The following is a 26,104-nucleotide window of genomic DNA, read 5'->3' on the forward strand; positions in this document are numbered from 1 at the left end:
GAACTGGAGGACACCCATGAGATTGAACAAAGAAGCCGGACCCTTCCGGCGCACCCCACCGGAGGCAGCGCCCGTCGCTGCCTGTGACCTGCGGACAGCAGCAGCTGCCTTCACCCGCACCCACCGTGCTCCTGCCCCACTGCCCGTGGGGGTCAGTGATCCGGCGGACCCCATCCTCATTGAGGGCACCTTGGAGGGAAACCTCGTGGAGGTGCTCATGCCGGGGAATGAGTGCTGGCGATTCACCATGGGGAATATGTGCGCGGCGCTCTGCACAGTGCTCTGCGTCATTGACCCAACTTCGCCCTACACTGCGCGGATTCACCGCCCGGGCCTGGAAGGAATTCACCCCTTCCTCGGCACGGCCCATCGCTTCGGCGTGGAAAAGGGGGTGGAGGCATGAGCCTGTTCGAGGAGATGACACTGCGGGACTACTTCGCGGCGAAGGCTCTCAATGGCCTGCTGCGGGAGGGATTCGCGGATTCGCGGCTCACTTCGTCCGAGGCCGCAGCTGAGGGCCTGAGCCTTGAGCAATACGTGGCCCGGCGTGCCGGCGCGTATGCAGACGCGATGTTTGCGGAGCGCCAGCAGGCAAACGCGGGAGGTCAGCAGTGAACCCCCACTCGGATCCTTCTCATCCTGAGGTGGCGGCCGAACATGGGGACCAACTCATCGGGATCGCCCGCAGCATCCGCGTCTGGCAGGAGCAGCAGCGCCCTGCAGTGTCGGACAATCAGATGATCCGCCGTTTCCCGGCTCTCGGCAGTGACAAGACCTACCGGAAGCTTCGGAATGGAGATCTGGAAAGCCTGAATCCCTCCCAGCACCTCCCAAAATACCGGGGCGTCTGGGCTGCGATCGAGGCTCTAATTGGAGCTGCCGCGGCGGAGCAGATCTATGAGGACCTGCAACCTGCGTTGGAGACGAATCTTGCGGCAGGATCACTCATTCCTCAGCGCGGAAAGAAGCGGCTGCTCATCATTGAGGGTCCCAGCGGCGCGGGAAAGACGGAGAGCCTCAAGCTCATTGCCGCCCGATTTACGGGACTTGTGGTACAGGTCGAGGCGCATGAGGGCTGGCGCTCCGCTGCGGGCGCCCTGCGAGACATCTTGCTGGCCGTGGATCCACGGAAGAAACGGGAGGACCTGCCATCATCCACCGCAGACCTCATGGATGCCACCATCATGGCCTTGGGGGAGGGCAATCATGTCCTCACGATCGACGAGGGCCACCACATGGGCGCACCGGTTCTCAATGTGCTGAAAACCCTGCTCAACCGCACCCGCTGTCATATCATCGTTGCCGCCATCGGCACCTTGTGGCGGAAGCTCGCAGCTCGCAGCTGGGAGGAGGCGCGGCAGCTTGTCTTTAATCGCCTTCATGATCGCGTCATCCTCGGCCCGCCTAGCCAGACTGATGTGGAGCTATTCCTCAGCCGTCGCATTCCCTCACTGAATGGCGGGGACTGGAGGCGGGCCGTGCCGGTGATTGCGGATCACGCCGGGCGCAGTGGAAACTACGCCTTCCTGCGGGATCTCTCAGACCGGGCGAATCAATCGGATGAGGAGCCTGCCGCTACGGATCTGATCCGCTGGGCTTCGGAGCTCAAAGCCCTCCACGAGCGATGAGTCACGAATACCTCTTCCCTCAGTCCGTGCCTGATGGCTGGGAGCATCCGTCCGCCGGATACCCGCGCATCGTGGAGGTGGTGCTGCGGTCGCCTCGCGGGCAACTGCATAAGTCCACGGTGGGCACCACCAGCACCGGTGGGGCCATCTACTCGGCGCTGCGTCGGCACCCCGGGCACACCGTCATCAATGTCCGCCATCGCGTCCCCCGCGCGTGCAATGGGGTGGCGCATTCCTCACCGCCCTAGCAACAGCAGTGAGCCGGGAAGGAGCACGACTGGAGGACACCCGATCGCCACTACCTTCCCGGCTCTGCCGCCCTCGCTCGAGGAGCCGGGCAGCGCAGCAATCCTTCACTATTTCCCCTGTTACCTGAAACCTGAAATCCACCAAACTTTTATGAACATACGTCCAGACCGCATCCGCCAGAAAGTCCGCATCGCTCCCGTGAAGAACCGGGATGAACTCACGGCCCTTGTCATCGCTACTGCCGATCTCACCATTGAGCGGGATGTCACCGCCGCCCGGCGGGACCAGGCGCTCTCCGAGATTCAAGATGGCTTCAATGTCCAGATTGAGACTTTGGATAAGGAGATCGCTGAGAATGTGAAGCGCATGCGCGCCTGGGCGCTCGCCCATCGCGGCAACGAATTTGGAGAACGCCAGTCGATCACCGTTGCCGGTCATGACCTCGAGTTTCGCAAGGGGTCGGGAAAGGTCGCATATCTTCCGGGAGTGAAGGCCGGAGATGCACTGGATGCGCTCCTGGCCAGTGAGGATGCGACAATTGATCGTTTTGCGAAGGTCTCCGTGGCGCTGGATAAGAACGCGATCCTCCGGGCCTATCGTGACAGCTCGGAAGCTCGCAGCTTCCTTCAGGCTATCGGCATCACCGTGGTGGTGGAGGAGGATTTCCGCTTCCGCCCGAATCGTCCGGAGGCAGAGGCCATGAGTGGCGGGAAGGAATCATCCGCAGCCTGATCACCGCCATGACACTTATGATCGCTATCGGGGTGGCCTACTTCATCGGCTTCATGACCGCCCTGTTATTGCCCCGCATCAGCAGCGGCCAGCCTCCTCAGGAGGACTGATCGGGCCCATCACTCATCACTTATTGGAGGACACCATGAATCGCAAACACACTCCCACCAGCCGGGAAAAGACCTTTCCTGGCGGGCTGTCAAAAGCCCAGAAATCCCGCCTCGCACAGGAAGCTGCGAAAGCCTTCGAGGTGCAGGATCGGGCTGGCCTGATCGATCGGGTTCCAGCTCTCTCGGAATCAGCCAACCGAGATACCTGGCGGCGAGCCCAGCAGCAGGAATCCGTGGGAAAATCCTCGTTGCGGGATTGTCAGAATCGGGACTTCCGCCCGCTCATGGCGCACTGGCTCACCTTGCAGGGGCGGGATGCAGAGGCCTTTCGCACCCACATGCGCAGCGGTCGGGTGAAGGACCATGGAGCACGTGGAGATACCCACGAAGCACGGGAAGATTGGCGCGCCCTCATCCTGAAGGAACTCGGCACCCACGCCATTCGCATGGCTGCTGCCCATCGGGATGACCTGATCACCGCTGCCTACGTAGAGAGCGAGGCGCGACGAAAGTATCCGCGCACGCCGATGCGGGATCTCACCCACGCTCAGCTGCGGGTGCTTTTCTTTCACATCCGGAACCGCATCGCTGCACGTGAAGGCCGCGGCAGAACGCGGAATCGGAACAAGAGCCAGCGCAAACTCTGACCGCCATGAGCCGAAACATCATTCCAATTCCGCCCGGGCTCATCCCAGGTATCCCGTCTCTGGGCGTGGTGAATCTAGTGCGCCAGAAGGATGGCTCATTGATTCCGATGCTCCGCACATGGAAGCCGGAGGTTCAGCTTACGAAGGACATCCCATCCAAGCTTGGGCTGGAGCTTTCCTGGCGGAATCTCCGGATCGCTGTGCGCGCGGGATTCATCATCTCGCGCCGCCCCGCACCGCGCGTCACTCTGATCCGGATTGATTCCTTGATGAACTATCTGGAGGAGTCAGCGGATCCGGAATTTTGGACACCTCAGCGCACTCATGAGTGGGAACTGGCAGCCAGAGAGGAGTCATGATCGAGCCGATCTTCTACATCACCTTGGCGGATGGCCGTGAAGTAGCCGTCACCTTCACCACGCGCCAGCGCACCTCCGCTGCCACGTTTGATGAATCCCCACCGACCATCCCGGATGTGGTGGAGGCGGTGCGGATCATGAAGGGCGGCTTGCTCACCGACAGTCGCATCACCACTCACAGCCCGCTGGAGAAATTCCTGATCCACTAGCCCATCACATCATCACCCCGGGAAACCACCGCACGGCCGCGCTCAGCCGCACCCTAGAGCCTCCCGGATCGATTTCCCCGCATTCCCAGACCCATCGCGCCACACCCGCCTCAGATCGCACCACAGAGCCTTATGACTGATTCCACAGCCAAAGCCCTCGCCACCCTCGCCGCCGCCGTCGTTTGCGGCCTGCTCATCCTTGTCACAAACGGAGAGCACGGCATCGGTTGGTTCATCATGGCGCTTGTTCTAATCTGGTGATCACCACTCTAACTTTCCACACGTCTTGAATCTTCTCCACACACCCATCCCGCATGAAGAAGGCAGCGAGCTCGTCGCTGCCAAGGTCCCCGCACGGCGGGATGTGTTTGATGGCTTGCTGCCGGAACTACGGGCGCGCGCTTTTACTGTCACCGGAGTGGAGGATTTGAACGTGCTGGCGCGGGTGCGGGATTTGACGGCGGAACTTCCAGTTGGCGGGGACTTTGATGAACTTAAGTCTCAGATCTTGGATGAGATCTCCCCCTGGATCATCACAGCCACCGAGGAGGAAGAGCGGGCGAAGCAGCTAGGAGAAGCCACCCGCCGGGCGGAGATGCTCTTAAAGATGCATGGATGGCAGGCCTATGCTCAGACGCAGGATAAGCTGATCCGTGAGGAGGCAGATGCTTTTCCATACAGCCAGTATCTCGACAGCGGGGATCATCATGTCCGTCCATCTCACTCCGCGCTGGGCGGGAAGATCTTCCCCACGCTGCATCCATTCTGGGAGAATCACACCCCGCCGTGGGAATTCGGCTGCCGCTGTGATAAGGTTCCCCTTACTGCGGACGAAGTGGAGGAGATCCGCGCGGCGGAGCAGAAGCTCCCGCCGGAGCAGCAGAGCGTAGTGGATGGCTACCGCCTCCAGGAGGTCGAGTCTCAGGGCGTCCTCAGGATTGATGATGGAGGCACCGTGGACATCCGCACGCCACGGGAGAAACAGGGCAGCACCGGTTACGAATGGCGGCCGGGGGATGCAGGGCTGGACCTCCAGCAGATCCTAGCCCGCCATACCCCGCAGGATCGGCAAGTTTTCGAGAGCTGGGCACGCAGCACCGACATCGGCGAGGGGCGCACCGTTTGGGAGACTTTTGAAGGCACCCCCGCCGCATCAGCGCCTCAGTCCAGCCCCGCGCCCGCCATAGCTCCTGCCGCCGCACCCGTGTCCACCCCTCGGCAGTCGCCCGTTTCCGCTGGCCTTCCGATTGCATCACGTGGGGAGGTCGCCCGCACTTGGAAGGAGGCTCTTTCCGCCATCGACTCTGTGCATGATGACGGGGTGCTGCCCGGCTACGCCGCGCGCCGCGCACCGAAGACCGCGAATCACCTGGGCGTTTACCATTTCCCGAAGAAGCATCTGGCCATCCGAGAAGACGGACCTTGGCGTCACCTCACCGCAGCGCATGAGATCGGCCATTATCTCGATCATCAGGCCCTTGGATCGCCGAACGTCTTCGCTTCCGCAGACCCTGCCAGCCCGGTCCACGCCATCTGCGCCATGCTCCGGCAGACGCCCACCTGCGAGGAGATCCGCGCCTCCCGGATTCCGGTGAGGATGAAGCATTACTTCCTCTCCAGTCTGGAAATCTGGGCTCGGGCCTATGCTCAGTTCATTGCGGAGGAGTCCGCCACCGCCGAACTCTCGGCAGACCTTCTGCGGGTTTCATCCAGCATCGAATCATGGCGGCAGTGGCCACCCCACGAGTTCGCTCCCGCCCGCGCCGCGATTCGCCAGCTCTTCCGTGAGAAAGGATGGATGCTATGACAGAGAAAGAAAAAGCCGCTGATTTGCTGGCCCGGTTCGCGTCCGGGGATCTGCCCTATGCTGAAGCCCGCAGCGCCCTCATTGGGTTGGGAGTGCACCCTGCACATGCGGAGGAGATGCTCGCCATAGCTCGGGGTGAAAGTGACGTAGTGGGAGATCTTCCGGAGGACCCATCACTCGATTCCTTCACGTCATGAACTTGGAGTCCATTCGCACTTCTGACCTGCTGGAGGAGTTGGCACGGCGTGACTTTGCCGCCGAAAGGGCGCGTCTCCAACCATCGGTTTGGATTGAACACGTCTCCATGCGCACCGGTCTGACGCCTGAGGAAATCAGCACCGGTGGACGCGGCACCTCCCAGCTCTCATCCATTCGCTTCATCACCGCGTGGGGGCTGCGGGATTTCTGCCGCCTCACCCTGCCTGAGATCGCCCTGGTGCTGGACTTAGCAGACCACACCAGCGCAGCGCACCGCATCGCTCGGCACCTCCAGCTGATGTCCGGCTCTCCCGATCACCAGCGCCTCACGGCTTCCATTCTTCTACACCTATGATCACCATTGATTCAGAATCCATCGCTGTTCTGGTCCCCTGGCACCAGCCGCAGGTTCAGGCAGAGTTTGTCGCTGCCTGGGGGAATCACCCTGCTCTGATGTTTCAGCAGGATGAGCATCGCGCCGGCGGCGCCTCCACCAAGAACATCGGAATCCGCCGCGCGCTGGAGGCCGGCGTGGATGTCCTCATCGTCCTGGATGATGACCTCCGCCCCACGCCTGAGGTTCCCGATCTGGATGTGGTGATTGCCGACCATCTCGCCTCCTTGAAGCCCCAGCGAGTTTATCCATTCGATCATGTCACCCACCCGCCTAGCCGCGGCACTCCTTACTTTCATGGGGATGTAGAGCTACCAGTGGCATGCTCGCTCGGATGGTGGTCAGGCATTCCGGATCGGGATGCAGCTCGCCAACTGGTAGAAGGTGCCTATTCGGACATGGACTTCCTTTCTCAGGGAGAGGCCATCTTTGGGAACTGGTTTGCCGGGAGTGGAATGAACATCGCGTTTCGCCCTAAACTCTGGTGGCCGTGGTGCCAGTTCGTTGAAGGCGTCGGCCGCATGGATGACATCTGGATGTTTTTCATCTGGTGCAAGGAGGCTTACCGCCGGGGACATTGCTTCAGCTTCTGTGGACCGGTGCTGCACCACGCCCGGCAGTCAGATGTGTTTGCGAACCTCATCCATGAGGCGGCGTTCCTTGAGCAGAATGAGACCGCATGGGCACGCATCGTCCGCTCCGAGTTCACGGAATACTCCGACCTGCTCAACCTCATCACTTCGCCACAATGAAGGACTCAAAGATTGAGTGGACCCACCACACCTTCAATCCTTGGTGGGGTTGCGTGAAGGTTTCACCTGGTTGCCAGAACTGCTATGCAGAGGCCTTCAGTAAGCGAACTGGCCACGCCATATGGGGGACAAACTCCCTTCGTCGCACGTTCGGAGACAAACATTGGAACGAGCCAAAGAAATGGAACGCCGCTGCTGAAGCCGCAGGCGAACGCAAGCGAGTCTTCTGCGCCAGCATGGCAGATGTATTTGAAGAACGCGCTGACCTCGATCCTCATCGCGAGCGTCTTTTCAACCTTATTGTTGAAACCAAATCTCTTGATTGGCTTCTACTCACCAAGCGGCCCGCATTCATGGCGAAATGGATTGGCGGAACCTCCGGTGCTGGATTCGTTCATCTCGAAGAAGGGGAGGCTTTGGAGAACGTGTGGCTCGGTGTCACTGTGGAAAATCAGGAGCAGGCCATGCACCGGGTTCCAATCCTTCTGGAGATCCCGGCTCGCGTGCGCTTCCTCTCGTGTGAGCCACTGCTCGGCCCAATTGATCTACGCCACATCGAAGATGCGGATGGGAACACCTGTGACGCACTCACTGGAAACTGGGGTATTGAGGGGCGCGGTCATACCGGACCCAGCGCACAGCGAATTCATTGGGTGATTGCGGGTGGTGAATCCGGCCCAAAATCGCGGCCCATACATCCGGCTTGGGTCCGTAAAATTAGGGATCAGTGCCAGGCTGCCCATGTCCCCTTCTTGTTCAAGCAGTGGGGGGAATACGCCTATGACCTGGCCAATCCGATCGCAACCAAACATCCGGGAAAGGTCTGCTACCCGCTCGAGCGAGTTGGAAAATCAATGGCAGGCCGGATTCTCGATTCTCAGGAGCATCTCGAATTCCCATCTGCCAAATCGGCGGCGGAAGGGCATCAGTTCAAATCATAACGATCAAATCTAGCCATGGATGCCTGCCAACAAACTCTCGAACGCCGATGGCCAGCAACCCGAAGTGAGCGCCAATGAAGACTGAATCACCACGAAACTCCCCCGCGAACGAGGGTTGCGCTGCGCCGTCTGGTTCTGCTCCGTCTCGCATCCCGACCCGCCCACGGTGCGCGCGCTGCCAGCGATACATCACGATCGATACGCACGCCGACAACGATCTATGGGAAGAGGTGATCGGCGAAAGGTTCGGCCCCGGCTACATCTGCGCAGACTGCTTCACGAGGGCAGCCGATGAGCGGCTGATCGAGTGGGTCGGCCGCGTCCGCTTCATGCCGTATAGCCTAGCCTCTCAGATGCGCGTGCAGGCGTCCGCACTTCAGCGCTGGAGGTGAGACGCGCGCCCAAGACTCCGAACCTAAACCCCAACTCTGAACCCATATGGCAGACGAAATTCAACAAGGACGCTGTAGGGCGTCGAACTCCACCGACTTGTTGGCGGATTTGGTCGCGTTCTCAAATGCTGACCAAAGGCTAGATTCGCTACTCTCGGATGGCTGCTACCACGGATTCGGTGACGCACGAAGCTGCCCCAATGAGGGATGCGCCGAAGCTGGTGTAGTCCGCGCATGGTTCGCGCTCCTCGAAGCCGCCTCCGAACTGCGAAAATTTGATTCCGCCAACGCCAGCTCTGAAGCGCCCGATGGGGCATAGAACGACCGAAAGCTTATGATACCAGCACAGCAACGAATGATATTTGCGGCCAAAGCCTTTCTGGAGGCATGCGCCGAGACCGAGGGAGTGAGCCCCAGCGGGTCCCTTCCGGAGCCTTGTTGCCGGACCCGCGAAGCGGGGAGGCGGCAAGGCGACCCACTAGCTTACGCTTCAGAGCTGGCGTTCTGCTCTCCCGCCGACACAGGAATGCCCCCACCGCTACCATTACCGGCGCGCAAAAGAGGCTGGATCGTCAATGGGTCGGGCTACGTTTCTTTGTGATCAGAGATATGGTTTCATGTTCAAACACTGGAAGTGCGTTGGCCGCGAAAACCCGAAATGCCCACTCAACGAAACCGCAAAATGAACGACACAGAAGAAACCCTCGCCGACCTCACAGACGAACAGTGTGATGCCGTGAAGCGCCTCATCATCGCCGGGAAGCTCGACTTCGCGATCCACAGCACGAACCCAGGAACTTGGTCGCATGACATCGGGATCTCGGTGGATCACGACGAGATGATGGCCGCGCTCCAGGAAGAAACCGCCAAAAAGGCCCGGCGCAAATCTCAGCAGAACGACTGATTCAACCGCGCCCGCGGTTTATTATACCCATCGTTAAAATACCCATCGCCGATGAATCGCACGGAAATCCTACAACGTTTTGACCTGATCGCCCGACGTCGAATCGCTCTTTCTACGGAGCGCTCCTATCGTTCCTGGATCTTGAAATATCTGAAGTTCCTGGTCACGCCTCAGGCGCGGGTTTGTGGGACCTCGGAGGAGAAGATGGAGAGCTTCCTTAGTCGGATGGCGCACGCGGAGTATTCAGCGGTGAGCCAGAATCAGGCCTTCAATGCCCTACTCTTCTTTTACCGTCATGTGGTGAAAGTGGAGATTGGGGATGTGTCTGCTTTGCGCTGCCGCCGGGGGTTTAGGGAGCGCTATGTGCCCACCCAGGCGGAGATCTCGGCGATGTTCTCGAAGTTGACGAACACTCCTACCTACAATGTCCGGCTGCTTGCGGCTCTGCTGTATGGCTGTGGCCTCCGCGTCAAATCGGCTTGTGAACTTCGGATCAAGGATTTCGACCTCGATCGCATGGTGCTCACCATTCATGAGGATAAGGGCGACAAAGATCGCCAAGTGACCATCCCCACCATTCTCCTTCCCGCGCTCCGGCGGCAGCTTGCTCGCGCGTCAGCATTGGCAGAGGTGGATGTGGCCGCGCGCCAGCCTGTCCAGCTACCTGGAAGGTTGGATGTGAAATATCCCAAGCGGGAGTTTGAGGTTCGCTGGCATTTTCTTTTTCCCTCTCCGATGCCCTGCTCCCACCCCCGCACGGGAAAGATCGTTCGTTGGCGCGTCGGGGAGGATGTGATCCAGCGTGCTATCAAACGGGCCTCGGAGGCCGCCGGAATTCCTGGCAAGGTCACGCCCCATTGTTTGCGTCACGCCTACTGCAGTGATCTCATGGATGCAGGGCACAGTCCGCGGCGGGTGCAGGAGGCCATGGGTCATTCAGATATTCGCACCACCATGGGATACGCTCGCAAGGAATGCCTGAGCCTTCCCAGCCCGTTGGAATCTCTCCGCAGCCACACCTGACGCAGCCACACCTGAATATGCAGGTTCGCCTCATCAAAGTATCGGACACCATTGATCCTGACCTCGCTCTCCGGGTGGAGCTCGCGGGGGATAAGGTCGGCTTGCACCGTGCCATGGGTCTGGGGGTGGTGTCATTGGCAAAGCGCGCATTCCTGCAGCCCGCATTACGGCCCACTGCCTGGCCTGCCAAGAAAGACGGCAGCCCCGCCACTCTGCGGAAGAGTGGCACCTTAGCGAAGTCCGTACGGATGGTCTCTGCCACGGCGGGGGAGGCCTTGGTGGGCAGTGATCGCCACTACGCCGCGATTCACCAGCTGGGAGGGGAGACGGCACCGCATGTGATCAAGCCGAAGCGGAAGAAGGCGCTCGCCTGGCCTGGGATGAAAGGCGGTCCATTCGCATCTGTGAAGCATCCTGGTTCGAAAATTCCGGCTCGCCCCTATCTCCCGTTCTTCCGGGATGGTCGCCCCACCCAACGGGCCATCACGAACATGGAGTCGATCCTCCGTGCGAAATTGGACAAAAAGTGATCTCTCTGGTCAAAACAGTCCAATAGGTCCGCTGGCGTGGAATCTCTCGTGATACGGTTTCCATATCGTGCCGACCGTCACCCTCGCCACCCTGATTGAGCCGATCGCTCTGGCCACCCCGAATGAAACGGGTCGCATTCCCCTTCCGGAATCACTCGTCATTGCCAAGTGGGGAGAGAGCCGGGATCTCGAGGGCCGCCCCGTCATCGTGAATGAAAAGACGGTCGCGGTGCTTGCAGGGAATCAGGCGCGACTTGGGAAGAATGAGATCGCCCTCGATTTCGAGCACAATACTTTCCGCAAGGACCTCCCGGAACCGAAGCCAGTCGCAGCCTATGGAGCGCTTTCGGTGATGGAAGGGGTGGGCATCGTTTGGACTCCAGCTGCAGATTCTTGGACTCCGGAGGGCACCAAATTTTACACCGGGAAGCATTACCGGGACCTGTCTCCTACCGTTCACCGGGATGCGGATGGCGTAGTGATCGGACTGCATTCGGTCGCTCTCACTCGTGCTGGCCAGATCGATGATCTGCGCGCCTACGCCACCGCCATGTCCGCAGAGGCATCGCCACTCTCCACAGATACCACTCCCACCACCATGGACACCAACCATTCCGCCATCCTCGCCAAGCTCCTCAATGTTTCCACGGATGATCTGAACTCCATGAAGGAGGAGGACATCGTGGCCAAGTTCGACGCACTCTCAAAGCCGGATGCCCCAGAGAAAGAAGAGACCACCCCAATGAATGCGGATGCTCTCTCTGCCCGCATCGATCTGCTGGAAAAGCGGAATCTCCTGTCCGAGGCAAAGCTCGCGGGCAAGGCCATCCCATTCTCCGCTGAGGCGGCTGAGGCTCTCCCGCTCTCCACACTGAAGACGGTGCTGAAGGACCTGAAGCCGGGCGAGGTTCCGACAGCCGCCGCAACCTCCAAACAGCATGGAGATGAAGGCCGCCCTAAAGCCCTCAGCGCTGAAGAGTCGGAGGTGATCAAGCAGCTCGGCATTTCCGAGGACGAATACCGCAAGACCGCCTGATCCTTTCCCCGCTGAATCCTGAATACTGAATCCTAGCACATCTCCCATCATGGCCTTCAACGCTCCAGAACTTCCCAGCGGTGCCTTCCTGAATCCCGGGCTCGCCGCTGCCACTTCCCTCGCCGCTGGTGAGATCGGTGCCGTCAATGCGACTGGCAATGCCCTACCCGCAGCGGACACCGCCGGACTCCGGGTTATCGGGCGCTCGGAAGGGGACTTCGATAATGCGGCCGGACTCGCGGGTGATGTCGAATCCCTGCTCAAACGTGGCATCTTCAAGTGGGACAACGATCCCACCAACCCAGTCACCATCGCCTCCATCGGGAAGCATTGCTTCGTGAAGACCAGCACCTCGGTCTGCGTCACGGCGGGCAGCACCAATAAGGTCATCGCAGGCGTGGTCGTCCGAATCGATTCGGATGGCGTCTGGGTGGATACCACGAACTCCTCCGCCATTGAGGACGCGATCGACCTCGCCGTTGCCGAGGCTGGTGCCTGATCCGCCGCCCCTGAAATCTGAACCTCCCTTCCATCTCCGGTTATGCAAATCAACAAAGCCGCCCTTGCCGCCCTCTTCCGTGGATACCGTGTCATCTATGATGCCGCCTTCCACGGTTCCGCTCCAGAGAGCACGGACCTCTACATGGTCACCCAATCGAATGCCGCTGAAGAGCTTTACCACTGGCTGGGAGCATTTCCCGGCATGAAGAAGCTCGTCGGAGAGGTGGTCATTGAGAATGTCGCCGCAAACAAGTTCGCCATCGCCAACGAGGAGTTCGAGTCCACCGTGAGCGTGAAGCGTGCGGACATTGAGCGGAACGCCGCTGGCATTTACAATCCGCTGTTTTCGGGCATGGGTGCCGCCGCTGCGGAGCACCCGGATGAGATGCTGGCATCCCTGCTTGAAAATGCCTTCACGGATAAGGACTATACCGGCACCGCATTCTTCGCCGCGAACAAGCCTCACGAGCCCGGGAACAACAAGAGCACCAAGTTCACCAACAAGGGCACCAAGAAGCTGGCCGCATCATCCTACTCGGAGGCCAAGGCTGCGTTTAAGAGCCTCAAGAATGCTTACGGTCGCCCCATGGGGATCGGCCGGAATCTGACTCTCGTAGTTTCTCCTGACAAGGAGGACGCCGCGCGCGAGATCCTCGTAGCCACTCGGAATGCGGCGGGAGCGGACAACATCCACCAAGGCACTGCCACTCTGAAGGTTCTCTCCCGACTGTCTGGTGAGGCATGGTTCCTCATGGACCTCAGCCGCCCGGTTCGGCCCTTCATCCTCCAGAAGGAGGTGCCTATTGAGTTCAATTCCCTCACCACGGAAGAGTCGGACCATGTCTTCCTGAAAAAGGAATACCTCTATCAGGCATACGGGCGCTACAACGCAGGCTACGGTTTGCCCCAGCTCGCCTGGGGATCGGACGGCACTACGGACCCATCATAATCTGCTGCTTCACCCTCTACACACCCGGCGGGGCGGGAGCGCCGCTCCCCACACTCCGCCGGGTTTTCTTTCCTGCATCATGCCCTACATCACCCAGGATGACATTGAGCCAAAGCTGCCGCCTGCCTTCATCACCGAAGCCTTGGATGATGACGGAGATCAGCGGCAGGATCCCGGTCTGTGGGAAAAGATCGAAGCAGATGCGGCCAATGACATTGACGGCATTCTTGGCCAGCGCTTCGCCGTCCCCTTCGCGGAGCCGATTCCTGCAATCGTCAAGTCCGCGGCTAAGATTTTCGTACTGGCCACCCTCTACTTCCGCCGGGGCAAGTCCCCGAACCCCTGGGAAACGCCCGCCAAGGAAATGACCGAGAAGCTTGGCCGCATCGCCAATGGGGAAGAGCCCCTCACTCCCGACATCAATCGCAAAAAGGATTCCGTTGCAGCCATCACGGAACCCGCCAAGACCACCGCCACGGACGGACGCCTAGCCTACTAGATCACCCTCATGAGCGTAAAAGAAGACACCCGTTCAGACAGCCCGCCACCTGGCATTCCCGATATCACCCCGATGATTGAGGAGAAAAAGGCCTCGGTAGAGAAAGCCCTGCGCGGGCCCATGCTACCCGCCCCACAGCCAATGAAGGTGGGCAAGCCTGCCCGCACCTCCGCACAAGAGGCTGCCGCTCAGGAGCCCGCGGAGAAGCCGCTTAGCGGCATCTTCGGTGGTGCAGATCCTGTGCTGGTTCAGGCGCGGAAATCGGCGGAAGAGATTCAGACCGCGCTCGGAAATCTGGTGCGGAATGCGCGGACTGTCGTCGCAGTCACGCGGGAGCGCCTACCCCATCTGGCAGATCCCACCGCTGCCGCTCATGTCGCCATTGCTGCGGATTTCAATCCAGATGCCGCAGAGGCTTTCATCACTGAACTGGAGGCGCTGCTCGCCAAGCACCTCGCCTGAATATCCCCGATGACTCCCGCCACGGTACTCCGCGTTTTGGATGAAGGTCTCCGCCCTGCTGTGGAGGCCATCGGCGGGGATCTGCACATCGCCACCGATCCGGAGGATGTCATCGAGATCATCTGTGCAGCCGCACCGCGCGGATGGCGTCTCATCCTGGCCTATGGCGGGGAGCAAGCGGTGGACGTAGACCAGGCTCCCGGCATCCATGATCTCACCATCACTACCACCGTCCAGGCGGCGACGAGCTTCCAGCTTCGAAGTGGTCAACACACTTTTCGACCCACCCCCGCCGGGCGCAGCGCCCTCCTCGATCTAGCCCATCAGGTCGACCTCTGGTTCACCGGATTCACCGGCACCGTAGCAGGGGATATCCTCTGCAATGGCTTCCGCCGCACCTCCCGCGATTGGCTGGCGATCGAAAATCAGCCCACCCGCCAGCTCCTCGCCAGTTACCGGCTGCGCATCGGCTGCGGCCCGGACGTTCCCGGCACGCTCGATCAAATCCACCTCAACTGGCCCATTCCATCATGACCCTCGATCACTGCCACTTCCGTCTCCAGCTTCAAGGGATTGCCCGCTCCAGCCTTCCAGGTATCTCCGGGAAGGTCACGCTGGGTGCAGATAGCACCATCGATATGGAGCAGTTTTCTACACCGCCCATTGGCATCCATGTCATCCGGATCTCCGGCATCACGGACACGGTGAATCCCATCCTCAATCTTGCCGATCTCGTCGTCACTGCTGATGGCGCCACAGTCACGAATGGAGACGGTAAGAATCTCGTCGATGGCCAGGCGATCGAGGTCGATCGCATCCACTTCATTTCCGTTCGCAGGATCGATGGAAATGCAGGCTTCATGAGCTGCACCGGTTCGGGGGACATCTTCCCAAGCCTCGGGTCGCATACCGGCTTCGCCAAGTTCACCGAAGACACTGCGGGCACCGACATCGATGTCGTCGAGACCATCACCTTCGCGAACAATGGCTCCGCTGAATGCTCGGTGGAGATTGTCATCGCATACGCCTGATTTCTTTAAACTCCACCCATCCATCCTACCATGGCTTTTGAAACCAATATTCCCGGCCACATCCTCATCGGTGATGAAAATGTGATCTTCGGCACTTGCGCCCTGGGTGACACCTTCGGTGAGATCATGTCCTTCGACCTCACCCGTACTGCGGACCTGCAGGAGATTGAGAACTGTGTCGGCGGCCTGAAGGCGGCCATCCTCTCGAAGCCCCGCTTCGAAATGGAAATTGAGACGCTCTTTGACGACTCCATCACGCTCCCCGAACTTGGCGGAGCGATCACCCTTCCGCTTGCTGGCCTTGTCGCCCGCATTACTGGCGATATCAAGGTGGGCTGGACGAACAATGGATCTCGCAAGCTCTCCTTCAAGGCAAGCCACTGGGACAGCATGGCAGAGGAGACGAGCCCAGGTTCTGGCATCTACGAGAACAAGGCCTTCAAGGTAGCTCTGGATGGCACCACCACCGCCATCTCCTAACCCCCGAGTCGACTCACTGCCATGGAGGACATTTCATCTGACATCGCCGCGGACGTTCCAGAGCACATTGGAGCACCGCCGGAGGGCTATCGCTGGGCACCCCTAGAGCATCGCGGCGCCATCTACTGGATGGCGGTGCCTGAAGGGGATGATCGCCCGCTGATGAGCGAGAGCGATCTCTCCTTTCATACCTCGGTGGCAGGCCTCCGGGCACGGGGCGAGGCGCGGGGCCAGGCCCCGATCGAGGCGGCCCACGCGGCCTCCCAGCTCGCTGTGGCAGACGCCTCCGGCGGTTTCATTGAAGCCGCAGGCCAGCAGATTCGACCTCTGTCGGTGGGAGCACTGTGGGCCTTTGATATGGCCATCGCCCTGCTCGGCACCGACCAGAGCCCGTACTCGGATCAAACGCTGGTCTGGGCCTTGCTGCACGATCCAGATCGCGTCTTCGGGATTTGTCTGCAACGTGACGCGAACGCGCTGCTACAGCATCTCGCCCAGCTCTCCCGCTCGCTGGACCCGCAGAAGGCCCATGCCTTGGATCTGTGGTTCTCCAGCGAGCTCGGGCGCATTCGGAATCTCGCGGGCGGTTCCCAGCAGGAGGCCGCCAGTGACAGCCTGGGAAAGTTATCTCCGGACCCGCAGACCTGAAGCGGGATCGGGACGCGGCCGCCGGCTGGGCCATGACCCTCGTGGACTTCCTTCAGCATGACTACGGCATGAGATCTCACCGGGCGTTCTATCATGTTCCGGTAGCCTCCGCATTCCTGCTCCTCATCGCCGCCCGTGAACGCCGGGGAGATGATTCTCAGCCCGGCTTCTCAGACAGGGCCTCCATCACCGCCCGTGCCGAGGCAAAGGCCACGCTCCAGCGCGAATACCGCATTGTACCCACTCCAAAATCTCTCGCATCGTGAACGGTGAACTCCGCTACAAGCTTGCCCTGGAAAACAGGGAATATCTCCAGCGGATGCATGATGCGCGGAAAAGCAATAGGGGACTCACTCAGTCTGCCACTGGCACCAGCGGAGCGATGGTTTCAATGGTGGGCAAAATGGGGGCTGCTGCCGCAGCTGCGGTCTCTCTCGCAAAAGCGGGACAGCTCGCGCGGGATTCGTTCTTGGCCTTCGCTCAGGAGGAGCGGCTCCAAAAAGGTCTTGCTGCGATTATGGGAGACGGCGAGGCGGCTGCTGCCCGCATGCGGGAATTGCAATTGGTTGCAAAGATGCCAGGACTTGGCTTCCAAGAAGCCGTCCAAGGTGACATCCGGCTTCAGGCCGTAGGTTTCTCGGCAGCACGCTCCACTCAACTCCTCCTTGGATTCGGCAATGCACTCGCAACAGTAGGTGGGGGTAAAGCTGAACTGGATGGTGTCATTGTCGCACTCAGTCAAATGGCCGCGAAAGGCAAGATTTCTGCCGAGGAAATCAACCAGATTGCGGAGCGTGTGCCGCAAATTCGAACTGCTATCAAGAATGCCTTTGGAAACGCAGATTCTGAATTCCTTCAGGCTGCTGGGGTTTCAGTCGAGGAGTTCATTGATGGCATCACCAAAGAACTGGCTAAGCTGCCGCGGGCGGCTGGCGGCGCTGCAAACTCGATCGAGAATCTGGAAGATGCGTGGACTCGATTGAAGAGTGGGGCAGGTGCTCAAGTTGCAAAGGTTATCACCCCTGCTCTCAACTCTGCTGCAGACGCGGCTGAAAATCTTGCTGCAGCCTTGGATCGAACCCCTCTTGAGGAGAAGAAAGCTCAGGCAGAGGCATTAGCTGCCTCGCAACAAAAAGCCGCTGCGGCCGCCGAGGAGGAGAGGGACTCGCTTCAGGCCGCCGCAGCGCACGCGGAGCGCCTGCATCGTGCTGCGTTGTATGAGGCCGAGGCCCGCGAACGCGTCGAAGCAGCGGCGCAGCGTCAACTCGCGGCAAAGCGGGCTCTGGATGCTCAGCTCAGCACCTCGGTGAAGCAGACGCAGGAGGTCATTTTCTCCGCCACTTTGGATCAACCTGCAAACATCCAGCGGCAGATTCAGAACCTCCTCCGGAGCGCTCGGCTTTCGATTCCTTTCGGAAATTCGGTGGTGACTCAGGCAGACATTCGGGATGCCCGTTCACTTAATGAGGTGATCGGCCGCATCGGCGATAAGTTGAGCACCGGCAGCAAGATTGCTTTGAGTGATAAGCTGCGTCAGCTAGTCGAGCTAGAGAAACAATTGGCAGATCTCAATAAGGCTGCGGCGGATGAGGCCGCGCGCGAGGCGGAAGAGAGGGACCGCACGGCAGCCTCACGCTCCCGGGCTGCCGTAGAATTCGCGCGGGAGGGTGCCTTGCTACGGGCCCGTATTGGTGGGAATGCGGCACTGGTCGAGCAGTTGGAGCGCCAGCGACGGGTGGAGGAACTGAAGGCTCGCCTCATGGAAGATCAGGGCCTCTCTGCGGCAGATGCGCTTCGGCTAGCACAGGAGCGCATCGCGTTGGAAGACCAGGCGGCGAAGTCTGAGGATGGTGGGCGCAAGCGCATCCGGCTGAAATCGGCTGAGGAATCGGCAGCGTCTCGCTTCTCCCGGCTTTCGAAGGCGGATCGGGAGAAGGTGGGCGGCACCATGTCCGGCTACCTCAGCCGGAATCAGGCGGATCGTCTCAATCTCGCCCAGCGCGCGATGGCTGCTGCCAAATCCGCGACTGGTAAGGATGCGAACAGCCGTCTGCCCACCACTTCCAAGCTCGAGGGGCTCACTCAAAAAACTCACCAGGAACTGGCAGCCATCAATGCCCGTCTTCAAGACCTCGGGCTTGCTTCGTAATTCATCATGGCCTGGAACGATCTCGTTGAGACCATCAATATCACCTCCCTGGCGGACGGTGAGGCGGTGCTGCTGGATCGGCAGTCGCAGGAAGCAGACACTGGCTGGGATTCGATGCGGGATCAGTGGCTCATTCGGAAGGACAGCGCGGAGCTGGACCCTGAGGTGGCTCTCGCCAGCTTCGCGGCCACTCTGGGCCGGGGAATTCAGGTCACGGGAAAGACGATGTGGATTCAGAGCCGCAAGGGCACCTGCCGCGCCCGTGGCCTATTCCTGATTGAGGTAGTGTCCATGGGGCTGCTCTCTGCCCGGGGCGTGCGCGTCCGATATGATGCGGGACCGAATGTGCAGAGCGCGGACAATGTGAATGTTCCCGGCGTGGGCCGCGTTCCTCACGCCGTGGGCCGGGAGTCTCAGGTCACTTGTGATGTGGAGTATGTGGTTGTTGGGGGTCCATCACCGGGAAGTTCCGGCTTCTACACCGCGGATGTGGGCAGCGAGGCGACTCCCGGCGCGTGGACTCCTGCGGTGAAGGATTCCATCTGGGAGACCATCGAGGACTACACCTACTACTATCCGAATGGCTGGGTGAAGGACTCTGCCCAGGTCGAGAACCTTCCGGGACTCAGCACCGTCTGGCTAGTGCGCGAGCGCTACCAATACCTCTACGCCGCCAGCCCCTAAGCCATGGCCCCGCGCATCGAATACCAACCGAACTATGAGGAGGGGCGGAGCTATTTGGTAAAAGGCTCGCTGCTCAATGGCCTCATCCGACACATGGGGCGTGCCCGCATGATTCCTGGCACCGGCATTGAGGCCATCAGCACACCTTCCGGAACGGTTTGGAATGCGGTTCCTTCGGAGAGCTTCCTTTGTTTTCATCCGCACATCAGCGAAGGCGAACTGAAGCTCAGCCCTGGAACCGTGACCTACGTTCGAATTTTCAACGAAAACGAACAGGATCCAGGAGAGGACGAAGGAAGCAGCCAAATGGTGCCGGAGTTTCCCACCATCAATGATGTCGCGCTCAATGCGGACCCGGCCCCCGGGTTCGATGTCTCCTCTCTGGGAAATTGCTCTTTGTGGATTTGCTACGAACGCTCGAAATGCGGCTTCAGCGGCCAAGGAGGCACCGGCAATCAGACGGCACGCATCGAACTTCACCCGCGGGGGGCTCGACCGGAGCGAGCGCCCGGAGAGGGCCACCGCCTCATCGCCGAGATGGATCTCCTGGAAGATATCGAAGGCGGTCGCATCATCGATAATCTGGACTGGCGCATTCGTGCCGACATTGAGGTGCCCTTTGGCTGCACTGAGGACACCAGCAGCTTCGATCCCGAAGACGAAGCTTCCTCCATGGATAGCTCGGATGAAGTCGACGACCACCCGAGCGACTCGTCTGTCAGCGATTCCGATTGTCCTTGGGCATTCACAGCGGAATGGATCAACAAGCGCGACTGCTACCCTGAATTCCCTCCTGGGGACTCTCCGGTCATTGGGATCAAGATCAGGGTTCGGGCAACCCGTGTCTTTTCCAAATGTGTCAATTGGTTCGTCTACATTCGTTGCCTCCCCGGGAAGCCGAAGCCATACGACAATCAGGGGCAGGATGGGGATTGGCTCAAAGTCGCGCTTTCCGCGCCTATTGTCACCATCGGCGCACGATTCTACTTCACATCACCCCCTCATTGTACCGGCCAAACCGTGGAAGTCCGTCTCCGGGGTGAGCCCGACCCCGAAGACCTCGAATCCCATGAATGCTGCAATACGGACCTCGGGCCGCGGTCGAAGTATGTTGGAAACTGGCCGCGCTGGTGTAGCGAATCGAGCTGTTCAGGATAATGATTATCATTGCCGCCATGCCGCGCGCGGGAGTCCGCGCCCTCTCTCAGCTGCTGGATGCCGGGGAAGAAGTCGGCACCGTTCTCCGTGCCTGCATGGCTCGCGGAGAGTCGATGGGCGGGGCCCGCTGTCGCTCCACTTTCTTTGGCCATCGCTCGGAAGCGGATGCTCTGGCCTGCTGGTCATGGGTGGCGTCAGATCCAGATTCCACCCTCATCCTGCTGGCTCGGGAGCCCTCGGACCGCTACGAGGTCTCTTTGGATTTCACCCATCCCACGTGGAAGGATGAATACGGCGCAGCCCCCGGCTTCTGCTCCGGCAGCGTGCTCCGCCGAGTGAGAGAAATGCGGAAGTGGATGATCGACTTCGCCACGTCCCATCGCTGCATCCTGCTCTGGACGTCGGATCTGGAGGACTACGATAAGCTGTCTGAGAAGCTGGGAGCCCTGACTCCGGATCGTGCCGCTTGGGAGGCGGTGGATGCCGCGCGCCCCGGAAAGCGCCGCTGGGCCAGCCCAGTTCGCCCAGAAGAGGAGTCCACGATTGATTGGGGCGCGGACCCCTTAGAGGGGGTGGATCTCTCCAATAATGATTGGCCAGATCCATTCTCTACAACGGAGCAGATTATGGCTCTTCATAGGCCAAAAGCTCCGCGTCGATTTATTGAGGCGATTCCGGAGCACCCGCGTGCGATTGTTTATCCTTGGCTCGCGAAAAGCGCCAGGTGGGATGAGCTTCGCTATTCGCTCCGTTCGATAAAGCGTCATTTTATCGATAGCGAGTGCCCTATTTATATCATCGGTGACGCTCCGCCGCCGTGGTTTAAGCCAGGGGGGCGGGTGCGCTGGAAGCCTGCGCAGCGCTATGTTGCGCGCCGCTCCGCCGGTTATTGGGAGGCCCAGCTGATGGGCTGGCAGATTGCCGATGAGGTCCTGTGGATGAATGACGACATCTACCTCCTCAAGGATCTCGGATGGGATGATTTCCGCGTGGCGCTGCATGAGGGTCGCCTGGACCATAAGCTGGATGAGCACTACCACTCGCCCAATGCTTGGCAGCGGGCGATGGGCCGGGCTACGGCGGATCTGATGATGCTGCGCCCTGGCATGCCCGTCTGGCGCTTTGCAACGCACACGCCATTCCTGCTCGAACGGAGAAAAGTGCTCGAGGTGCTGCGCCGGTTTTCACTCGGCCACAAGGGAAGCTTCGCCAACCTCTATTTTAACTACCACAGGACACCGCGCCGGAAGTGCGGCCCGCTCAAGACCCGCAGCCTGCCAGCGGCAAAGTCGCATCGCTTCCTCAATCATGGTCACGGCGGCCCCACGGAGACCACAGCAGCTCTGCTCGCCTGGCGCTTTGCAGATCCAGCGCCATGGGAGCGACCCGATGAGCCAGCCGTGGTCATCACCTCAATTGGCGGGGAGATGCCTCACTTGGATGAGTTTCTGAAGCACAACCCAGATGCCGAGTGGTACGAGGATGCCGCACCACGGGCCAAGGGAGTTGAACTTACGCGGCGCTGGCGCTCCGGGGACCAGCGCATCCTTGATTGGTGGGCACGGAACAGGACCATCGTGCAGAAAGACCGCGTCGCATTCATTGAGGCGGATGTCCGCATCACCACCACGCTGGCCCAGGCCTTCCCGGCAGGCGGTCATTTTGGCTGTGCTGACGTCGTCCGTGCTGGAAGTGCCTGGCCGTGGTTCCGGGAGATTGAGTCATTGCCTGAAGATCTTCGCCCGTTCGCGTGTGGAGTGAACCCAATGTCCGTGGTGGTCTTCTCACGGGAGGCTCTCGATGCACTTCTCGATGTGGCTGACCAGGCACGCGGAGTGTTCTGTGAACTACGGCTCGCCACACTTGCTGCCTCTGTCGGTTACCCGCCCACAGTTCTGGGTTCCCTGGCAAACGTCCACGCTACCCGTCACCTCACCGTCGAATCCGGTGTCACCCACCCCTGCAAGGCCCTCGCGGCCGTCCCGCAGCCGTGATCCCGCTGACACTCTGCCGATATTCAACCGACCCGTACGCATACTTTCTCTACAGGTGTACGCGCTTTTCTCCACGCCTCTCTTCCAGATTCTCTGCAACTCCCTGATTCAAGGTTATTCAAGCCCATGAGGGGGTGTACCAAGACTTTCTCCGCATCTCAATGGGACTTGCGATTTGAAGAAGGGGCCGATCTCGATCACGAAAGGTCCGACAGGCGTATGGTATGTAGGTTCCTCCCAGTACGATGCATCTCGTGGCATTTTGCTGGTGACGCCATGTGGCGGGGATCAATACAATACGGACAATATTGTGTGTTCGGAGTGGGAAGAGTCGACGCAGCGGTGGGTGGTGGAGAGCCGTGATCTTCCTGGGATGGCGTTGCAGAATGGGGCAACGGGTGCGGAGGATATGTTCAATTTGGTGCTGCTTTCGAATGAAGTTCCATTGGGAGTTTCGGTGCCGGAGGTGAGGTGGGAGGAGCCTGACGAAACGGGATCGGTTGCGTTGGGCCAGGAAATGCAACTCCAGATCTCCGCCCCGGATGCGTTGAGGGTAGAGTTTTTCGTGGATGGACGGTGGTTGGGGAGCGACGAAAGCGCTCCTTTCGCATGGGCTTGGACTCCGCAGGAAATGGGGTCAGTCGTTCTTTCTGCGAGGGCCGTCTCTGCGGATGGCATTGAAGGGCGACCGGAGAATTTGGAACTTGAAGTCGTCCCTTCGGCAGGCACCGGAGCGCTGTTCTTCGATGGTGTGGATGACCGGGTGGTTTTCGAGGAAGATGAAAGGTTTGGATTGAAAACCTGGACCCTCGAAGCGTGGGTTCGCTGGTCGGGTGAGGGGAGCGTCGCCTCCTCGGGATCTGGTGGAGTCACGGCCATTCCGTTGGTGGCGAAAGGAAGGGGGGAGGCCGATGGTTCTGAGGTGGACTGCAATTATTTCTTTGGGATTCGTCCGGAGGATGGCGTGTTGGTCGCGGATTTCGAGGATATGGCAACGGGAGGGAATCACCCAGTTTCTGGGTCGACCTCGCTACCGCCCAATGTGTGGGTTCACGTGGCGGCGACGATGGACGGTGAAAAATGGCGGCTGTATGTGGATGGCCAGCTGGATGGGGAAGCGGAGGTGGTCGGGCAGTTGCCGCGATGGGACAGCATCCATCGAACTTCACTGGGAGTTGCCTTGAATTCTATCGGTGGGTCATTGGGGGCCTTCCATGGTCAACTTGATGAAGTTCGAATCTGGAGCCGAGCCTTGAGCCGGAGGGAATTGGTGACCGGAGTTTGGGCGATTCCTGAGGCGGATGATAGCTTGGTGGGTCGTTGGACCTTTGCGGAAGGTGGCGGGTTGGAGACCTGGAGCGATCGTGGAATCTTGGGTTCGTTGCTCGGAGTTCCGCGTTGGAGTGATGGGTTGGAGCTGCCTGGTAATGGTTGGCCCTATGTCGAGCTGGAAGCCCCCCGGGAGGAAGAGCGGGTTGAGGTGTCAGGGGTTCGGTTGGCGGCTGTGGGTACCGATCCGGAAGGACATGACGTGAATTTGAAATACTATTTGCGGCGTCGAGGGTGGGTGACCCCAGGTGAAGATTTTCGAGTGATCGCGATCCCCGATACTCAGTTTTACTCCGGGGAATTGAATGGTGGGACGGCCGCCATGTTTTCGTCGCAAACGGACTGGATTGTGGCGCGACGGGTGCCGGACCGAATCCGGTTTGTGATGCATTTGGGGGATGTGACGCAAAATGGGGAGACCTATCCGGTGCAATGGCTGAACGCGAGCCAAGCGATGTATCGGTTGGAGGATCCGACGACGACTCTGCTCTCTGAGGGAATTCCCTATGGAGTGACGGTGGGCAATCACGACCAGACTCCCATCGGAGACGCCGATGGGTTGACGACGTCATTCAACGAATACTTTGGCACGGCCCACTTCGAAGGGAAAAGCTACTACGGGGGTGGTTGGATGCCGGGGAACGCCGACAATAACTATCAATTCTTCAGTGGGGGAGGGATCGATTTTGTGGTGGTGAATGTCGAATACGATACCAGTCCCGATGCGGAAGTTCTCGATTGGGTCGACGGGATCCTGGCTGCCAACCCTGACCGTCGTGCGATCGTGGTGAGCCATTGGATGGTCAATACGGGAAACCCAGCTTCTTTCAGTACGCTGGGGCAGGCATTGTACGATCGCTTGAAGTTACGGCCCAATTTGATGCTGATGCATGGAGGGCATATTCACGGTGAGGGATTGCGCACCGACTTGTGGGAGGGGCGAGCCGTGCACTCGATTTTGGCGGACTATCAAGGTCGGAACCATGGCGGTGATGGATGGCTGAGGATTCTTGAGTTTTCTCCGCGGAACAATGAGGTCCGGGTAAAGACCTATTCGGCCACGCTCGATGAGTATGAGAGCGATGCGGACAGTGAGTTTGTTTTGCCGGTGGATCTGAGTGGAGCGCTGGGAGGCTTCGCTGAGGTAGGCGTCGTTTCGGGGAGTGGGTCAGGAAATCGTGCCGAGGTTGCAGTGGAAGGGCTGGAGCCTGGGGCGGTGTATGAATGGTATGTTGAAGCCAGCGACGGCAACCATACGACTCGAAGTGATGTCCAAACATGGGTGACCGCGGGTGGTGGAGCGGCGCCGGAGGTGAGTCTTCTTTCGCCGACGAATGGATCTCGATTCGGCAGTCCGGCTTCGGTTCACCTGGAAGCATCGGCGGTGGATGCGGATGGATCTGTGGAGCGAGTGGATTTTTTCCGGGGAACCGAATGGTTGGGGAGCGATGCATCGGCACCCTTCACCTGGGACCTGGAGAGCCCGGAATTGGGGAGCTACGTGTTGTTGGCGAAAGCCATCGATGATCAGGGGAATGTTACGACGTCTTCGCCCGTTTCGGTGGTGGTGAATCCCACGGTGACGGTGGTGGCTGAGCGGGATCGAGTTGGTGAGTTTGGGGATCGGAGCATGGCATTTCGGATCGAGAGGATGGGAGGAATGGCCGAAGGCCTGGAGGTGAAGTTGTCGGCTTCGGGCTCCGCGAAAGCGGGTGAGGATGTGACAGGTTTCTCGCCTGCCGTGACTCTGGGTGCCGAGCAGGCCTTTGAGAGGCTTCCGATGGAAGTCGTCGAGGATGAACTGTCAGAGGGAGAAGAGATTTTTCGGGTCAGTGTGGCTGCTGATCTGACCTACGTTTTGGGGCAGCCGAGTTCAGCGGAGGTAACGATCGATGACCGGCCGTGGCAGGAGTTTTTATTTCAGCGATTGAAAGGCTCCCTACGAGATCCGGCGGAGGACGCAGATGGTGACGGGCGCACGAATCTTATGGAGTATTTCCAAGCGAGTGATCCGGCGTTGAGCTCTGAGGTGGGTCTTTGGGAGGCAAGGCGAGAGGATGGGGTTTTCCGGGTGAGATATGAGCGAGGGCTCCAAAGGGTGGATGTTGAAGGATTGTTGGAGTGGTCGGTTTCGGGGCGGGACTGGATGGGTAGCGGGGACAGTGATGGGGAGCGGACGATCGAGGCGCAGGAAAGTGTGATTGGAGTGACGAAGGAGGGACGGGAGACGGTGGAAGCTTTGATGGTCGTGAAAGCCGGAATGCCTCCGGAGAAGCTTTTCGTGCGATTGCGAGTGGAGGAGCGATGAG

Annotated in this window: 31 protein-coding genes; all 31 read left to right on the forward strand. The window is 59.8% G+C overall.

The genetic code is table 11. The features are described 5' to 3' along the window. The first annotated feature begins 16 nt into the window (after window positions 1–16). The 31 genes from HNR46_RS06350 (at window position 17) to HNR46_RS06495 (ending at window position 26,103) form a co-directional block, all read left to right on the forward strand. Window positions 17–403 (forward strand): hypothetical protein, encoded by a 387-nt coding sequence (locus tag HNR46_RS06350; protein WP_184016945.1) that lies wholly within the window; start codon window positions 17–19, stop codon window positions 401–403. Between the two features lie 14 nt (window positions 404–417). Next, window positions 418–615, forward strand: a complete 198-nt coding sequence (locus HNR46_RS06355; protein ID WP_184016947.1) for a hypothetical protein — start codon at window positions 418–420, stop codon at window positions 613–615. Next, window positions 612–1,628 (forward strand): AAA family ATPase, encoded by a 1,017-nt coding sequence (locus HNR46_RS06360; protein WP_221285046.1) that lies wholly within the window; start codon window positions 612–614, stop codon window positions 1,626–1,628. The genes HNR46_RS06355 and HNR46_RS06360 overlap by 4 nt, the downstream gene beginning before the upstream one ends. Continuing rightward, window positions 1,625–1,876: a hypothetical protein gene (locus HNR46_RS06365; RefSeq protein ID WP_184016951.1), complete on the forward strand. Its 252-nt coding sequence runs from the start codon at window positions 1,625–1,627 to the stop codon at window positions 1,874–1,876. The genes HNR46_RS06360 and HNR46_RS06365 overlap by 4 nt, the downstream gene beginning before the upstream one ends. Window positions 1,877–2,027: 151 nt before the next feature. Next, window positions 2,028–2,609 (forward strand): host-nuclease inhibitor Gam family protein, encoded by a 582-nt coding sequence (locus HNR46_RS06370; protein ID WP_184016953.1) that lies wholly within the window; start codon window positions 2,028–2,030, stop codon window positions 2,607–2,609. 145 nt (window positions 2,610–2,754) lie between these two features. After that, complete coding sequence (locus HNR46_RS06375; protein WP_184016955.1) at window positions 2,755–3,366, forward strand: hypothetical protein; 612 nt, start codon at window positions 2,755–2,757, stop codon at window positions 3,364–3,366. A gap of 5 nt (window positions 3,367–3,371) precedes the next feature. Further along, window positions 3,372–3,725: a hypothetical protein gene (locus HNR46_RS06380; protein ID WP_184016957.1), complete on the forward strand. Its 354-nt coding sequence runs from the start codon at window positions 3,372–3,374 to the stop codon at window positions 3,723–3,725. Further along, window positions 3,722–3,934, forward strand: a complete 213-nt coding sequence (locus HNR46_RS06385) for a hypothetical protein (protein ID WP_184016959.1) — start codon at window positions 3,722–3,724, stop codon at window positions 3,932–3,934. Before HNR46_RS06380 ends, HNR46_RS06385 begins: the two co-directional genes overlap by 4 nt. A 132-nt stretch (window positions 3,935–4,066) precedes the next feature. Further along, on the forward strand, window positions 4,067–4,195 hold the full coding sequence (locus HNR46_RS21175) for a hypothetical protein (protein WP_281375553.1): 129 nt from the start codon (window positions 4,067–4,069) through the stop codon (window positions 4,193–4,195). A gap of 25 nt (window positions 4,196–4,220) precedes the next feature. Then, window positions 4,221–5,741 carry a phage head morphogenesis protein gene (locus HNR46_RS06390; protein ID WP_184016961.1) on the forward strand — a complete coding sequence of 507 codons (1,521 nt, stop codon included), beginning with the start codon at window positions 4,221–4,223 and terminating at the stop codon, window positions 5,739–5,741. A gap of 193 nt (window positions 5,742–5,934) precedes the next feature. Continuing rightward, window positions 5,935–6,294 carry a hypothetical protein gene (locus HNR46_RS06395; RefSeq protein ID WP_184016963.1) on the forward strand — a complete coding sequence of 120 codons (360 nt, stop codon included), beginning with the start codon at window positions 5,935–5,937 and terminating at the stop codon, window positions 6,292–6,294. After that, window positions 6,291–7,085: a hypothetical protein gene (locus HNR46_RS06400; RefSeq protein WP_184016965.1), complete on the forward strand. Its 795-nt coding sequence runs from the start codon at window positions 6,291–6,293 to the stop codon at window positions 7,083–7,085. Before HNR46_RS06395 ends, HNR46_RS06400 begins: the two co-directional genes overlap by 4 nt. Beyond that, entirely contained in the window at window positions 7,082–8,026 is a 945-nt protein-coding gene (locus HNR46_RS06405; RefSeq protein WP_184016967.1) for a DUF5131 family protein, read from the forward strand. The genes HNR46_RS06400 and HNR46_RS06405 overlap by 4 nt, the downstream gene beginning before the upstream one ends. Before the next feature lie 1,074 nt (window positions 8,027–9,100). Beyond that, the gene (locus tag HNR46_RS06410) at window positions 9,101–9,322 is read left to right on the forward strand and encodes a hypothetical protein (protein ID WP_184016969.1); all 222 of its coding nucleotides are present in this window, start codon (window positions 9,101–9,103) and stop codon (window positions 9,320–9,322) included. A gap of 51 nt (window positions 9,323–9,373) precedes the next feature. Beyond that, window positions 9,374–10,345, forward strand: coding sequence for a tyrosine-type recombinase/integrase (locus HNR46_RS06415; RefSeq protein WP_184016971.1), 972 nt, complete (start codon window positions 9,374–9,376; stop codon window positions 10,343–10,345). 17 nt (window positions 10,346–10,362) lie between these two features. Further along, window positions 10,363–10,875, forward strand: coding sequence for a phage virion morphogenesis family protein (locus HNR46_RS06420; RefSeq protein WP_221285047.1), 513 nt, complete (start codon window positions 10,363–10,365; stop codon window positions 10,873–10,875). A gap of 67 nt (window positions 10,876–10,942) precedes the next feature. Then, window positions 10,943–11,911, forward strand: a complete 969-nt coding sequence (locus tag HNR46_RS06425; protein ID WP_184016973.1) for a phage protease — start codon at window positions 10,943–10,945, stop codon at window positions 11,909–11,911. A gap of 49 nt (window positions 11,912–11,960) precedes the next feature. Then, window positions 11,961–12,410, forward strand: a complete 450-nt coding sequence (locus HNR46_RS06430) for a hypothetical protein (protein ID WP_184016975.1) — start codon at window positions 11,961–11,963, stop codon at window positions 12,408–12,410. Window positions 12,411–12,452: 42 nt separating this feature from the next. Then, the gene (locus HNR46_RS06435) at window positions 12,453–13,361 is read left to right on the forward strand and encodes a Mu-like prophage major head subunit gpT family protein (RefSeq protein WP_184016977.1); all 909 of its coding nucleotides are present in this window, start codon (window positions 12,453–12,455) and stop codon (window positions 13,359–13,361) included. 79 nt (window positions 13,362–13,440) lie between these two features. Next, window positions 13,441–13,860 (forward strand): phage protein Gp36 family protein, encoded by a 420-nt coding sequence (locus tag HNR46_RS06440; RefSeq protein WP_184016979.1) that lies wholly within the window; start codon window positions 13,441–13,443, stop codon window positions 13,858–13,860. Window positions 13,861–13,869: 9 nt separating this feature from the next. After that, window positions 13,870–14,322, forward strand: coding sequence for a hypothetical protein (locus HNR46_RS06445; RefSeq protein WP_184016981.1), 453 nt, complete (start codon window positions 13,870–13,872; stop codon window positions 14,320–14,322). Window positions 14,323–14,331: 9 nt separating this feature from the next. Further along, window positions 14,332–14,856, forward strand: a complete 525-nt coding sequence (locus HNR46_RS06450; RefSeq protein WP_184016983.1) for a hypothetical protein — start codon at window positions 14,332–14,334, stop codon at window positions 14,854–14,856. After that, window positions 14,853–15,353, forward strand: a complete 501-nt coding sequence (locus HNR46_RS06455) for a hypothetical protein (protein ID WP_184016985.1) — start codon at window positions 14,853–14,855, stop codon at window positions 15,351–15,353. Before HNR46_RS06450 ends, HNR46_RS06455 begins: the two co-directional genes overlap by 4 nt. A gap of 30 nt (window positions 15,354–15,383) precedes the next feature. Beyond that, window positions 15,384–15,833 (forward strand): hypothetical protein, encoded by a 450-nt coding sequence (locus tag HNR46_RS06460; protein ID WP_184016987.1) that lies wholly within the window; start codon window positions 15,384–15,386, stop codon window positions 15,831–15,833. A 21-nt stretch (window positions 15,834–15,854) separates the two neighbouring features. After that, the gene (locus tag HNR46_RS06465; protein ID WP_184016988.1) at window positions 15,855–16,481 is read left to right on the forward strand and encodes a hypothetical protein; all 627 of its coding nucleotides are present in this window, start codon (window positions 15,855–15,857) and stop codon (window positions 16,479–16,481) included. A 68-nt stretch (window positions 16,482–16,549) separates the two neighbouring features. Continuing rightward, on the forward strand, window positions 16,550–16,747 hold the full coding sequence (locus tag HNR46_RS06470; protein WP_184016990.1) for a hypothetical protein: 198 nt from the start codon (window positions 16,550–16,552) through the stop codon (window positions 16,745–16,747). Next, window positions 16,744–18,630, forward strand: coding sequence for a tape measure protein (locus HNR46_RS06475; protein WP_184016992.1), 1,887 nt, complete (start codon window positions 16,744–16,746; stop codon window positions 18,628–18,630). Before HNR46_RS06470 ends, HNR46_RS06475 begins: the two co-directional genes overlap by 4 nt. A gap of 6 nt (window positions 18,631–18,636) precedes the next feature. Beyond that, on the forward strand, window positions 18,637–19,314 hold the full coding sequence (locus HNR46_RS06480) for a hypothetical protein (RefSeq protein WP_184016994.1): 678 nt from the start codon (window positions 18,637–18,639) through the stop codon (window positions 19,312–19,314). A gap of 3 nt (window positions 19,315–19,317) precedes the next feature. After that, a complete protein-coding gene (locus tag HNR46_RS06485) occupies window positions 19,318–20,472 on the forward strand; it encodes a hypothetical protein (protein WP_184016996.1) in 1,155 nt (384 codons plus the stop codon). 17 nt (window positions 20,473–20,489) lie between these two features. After that, the gene (locus tag HNR46_RS06490; RefSeq protein ID WP_184016998.1) at window positions 20,490–22,466 is read left to right on the forward strand and encodes a hypothetical protein; all 1,977 of its coding nucleotides are present in this window, start codon (window positions 20,490–20,492) and stop codon (window positions 22,464–22,466) included. Window positions 22,467–22,734: 268 nt separating this feature from the next. Continuing rightward, a complete protein-coding gene (locus HNR46_RS06495) occupies window positions 22,735–26,103 on the forward strand; it encodes an Ig-like domain-containing protein (protein ID WP_184017000.1) in 3,369 nt (1,122 codons plus the stop codon). The last annotated feature ends 1 nt before the right edge of the window (window position 26,104 follow it).

Origin of the sequence: Haloferula luteola (assembly GCF_014201715.1) — a bacterium.
GTDB lineage: Bacteria > Verrucomicrobiota > Verrucomicrobiia > Verrucomicrobiales > Akkermansiaceae > Haloferula > Haloferula luteola.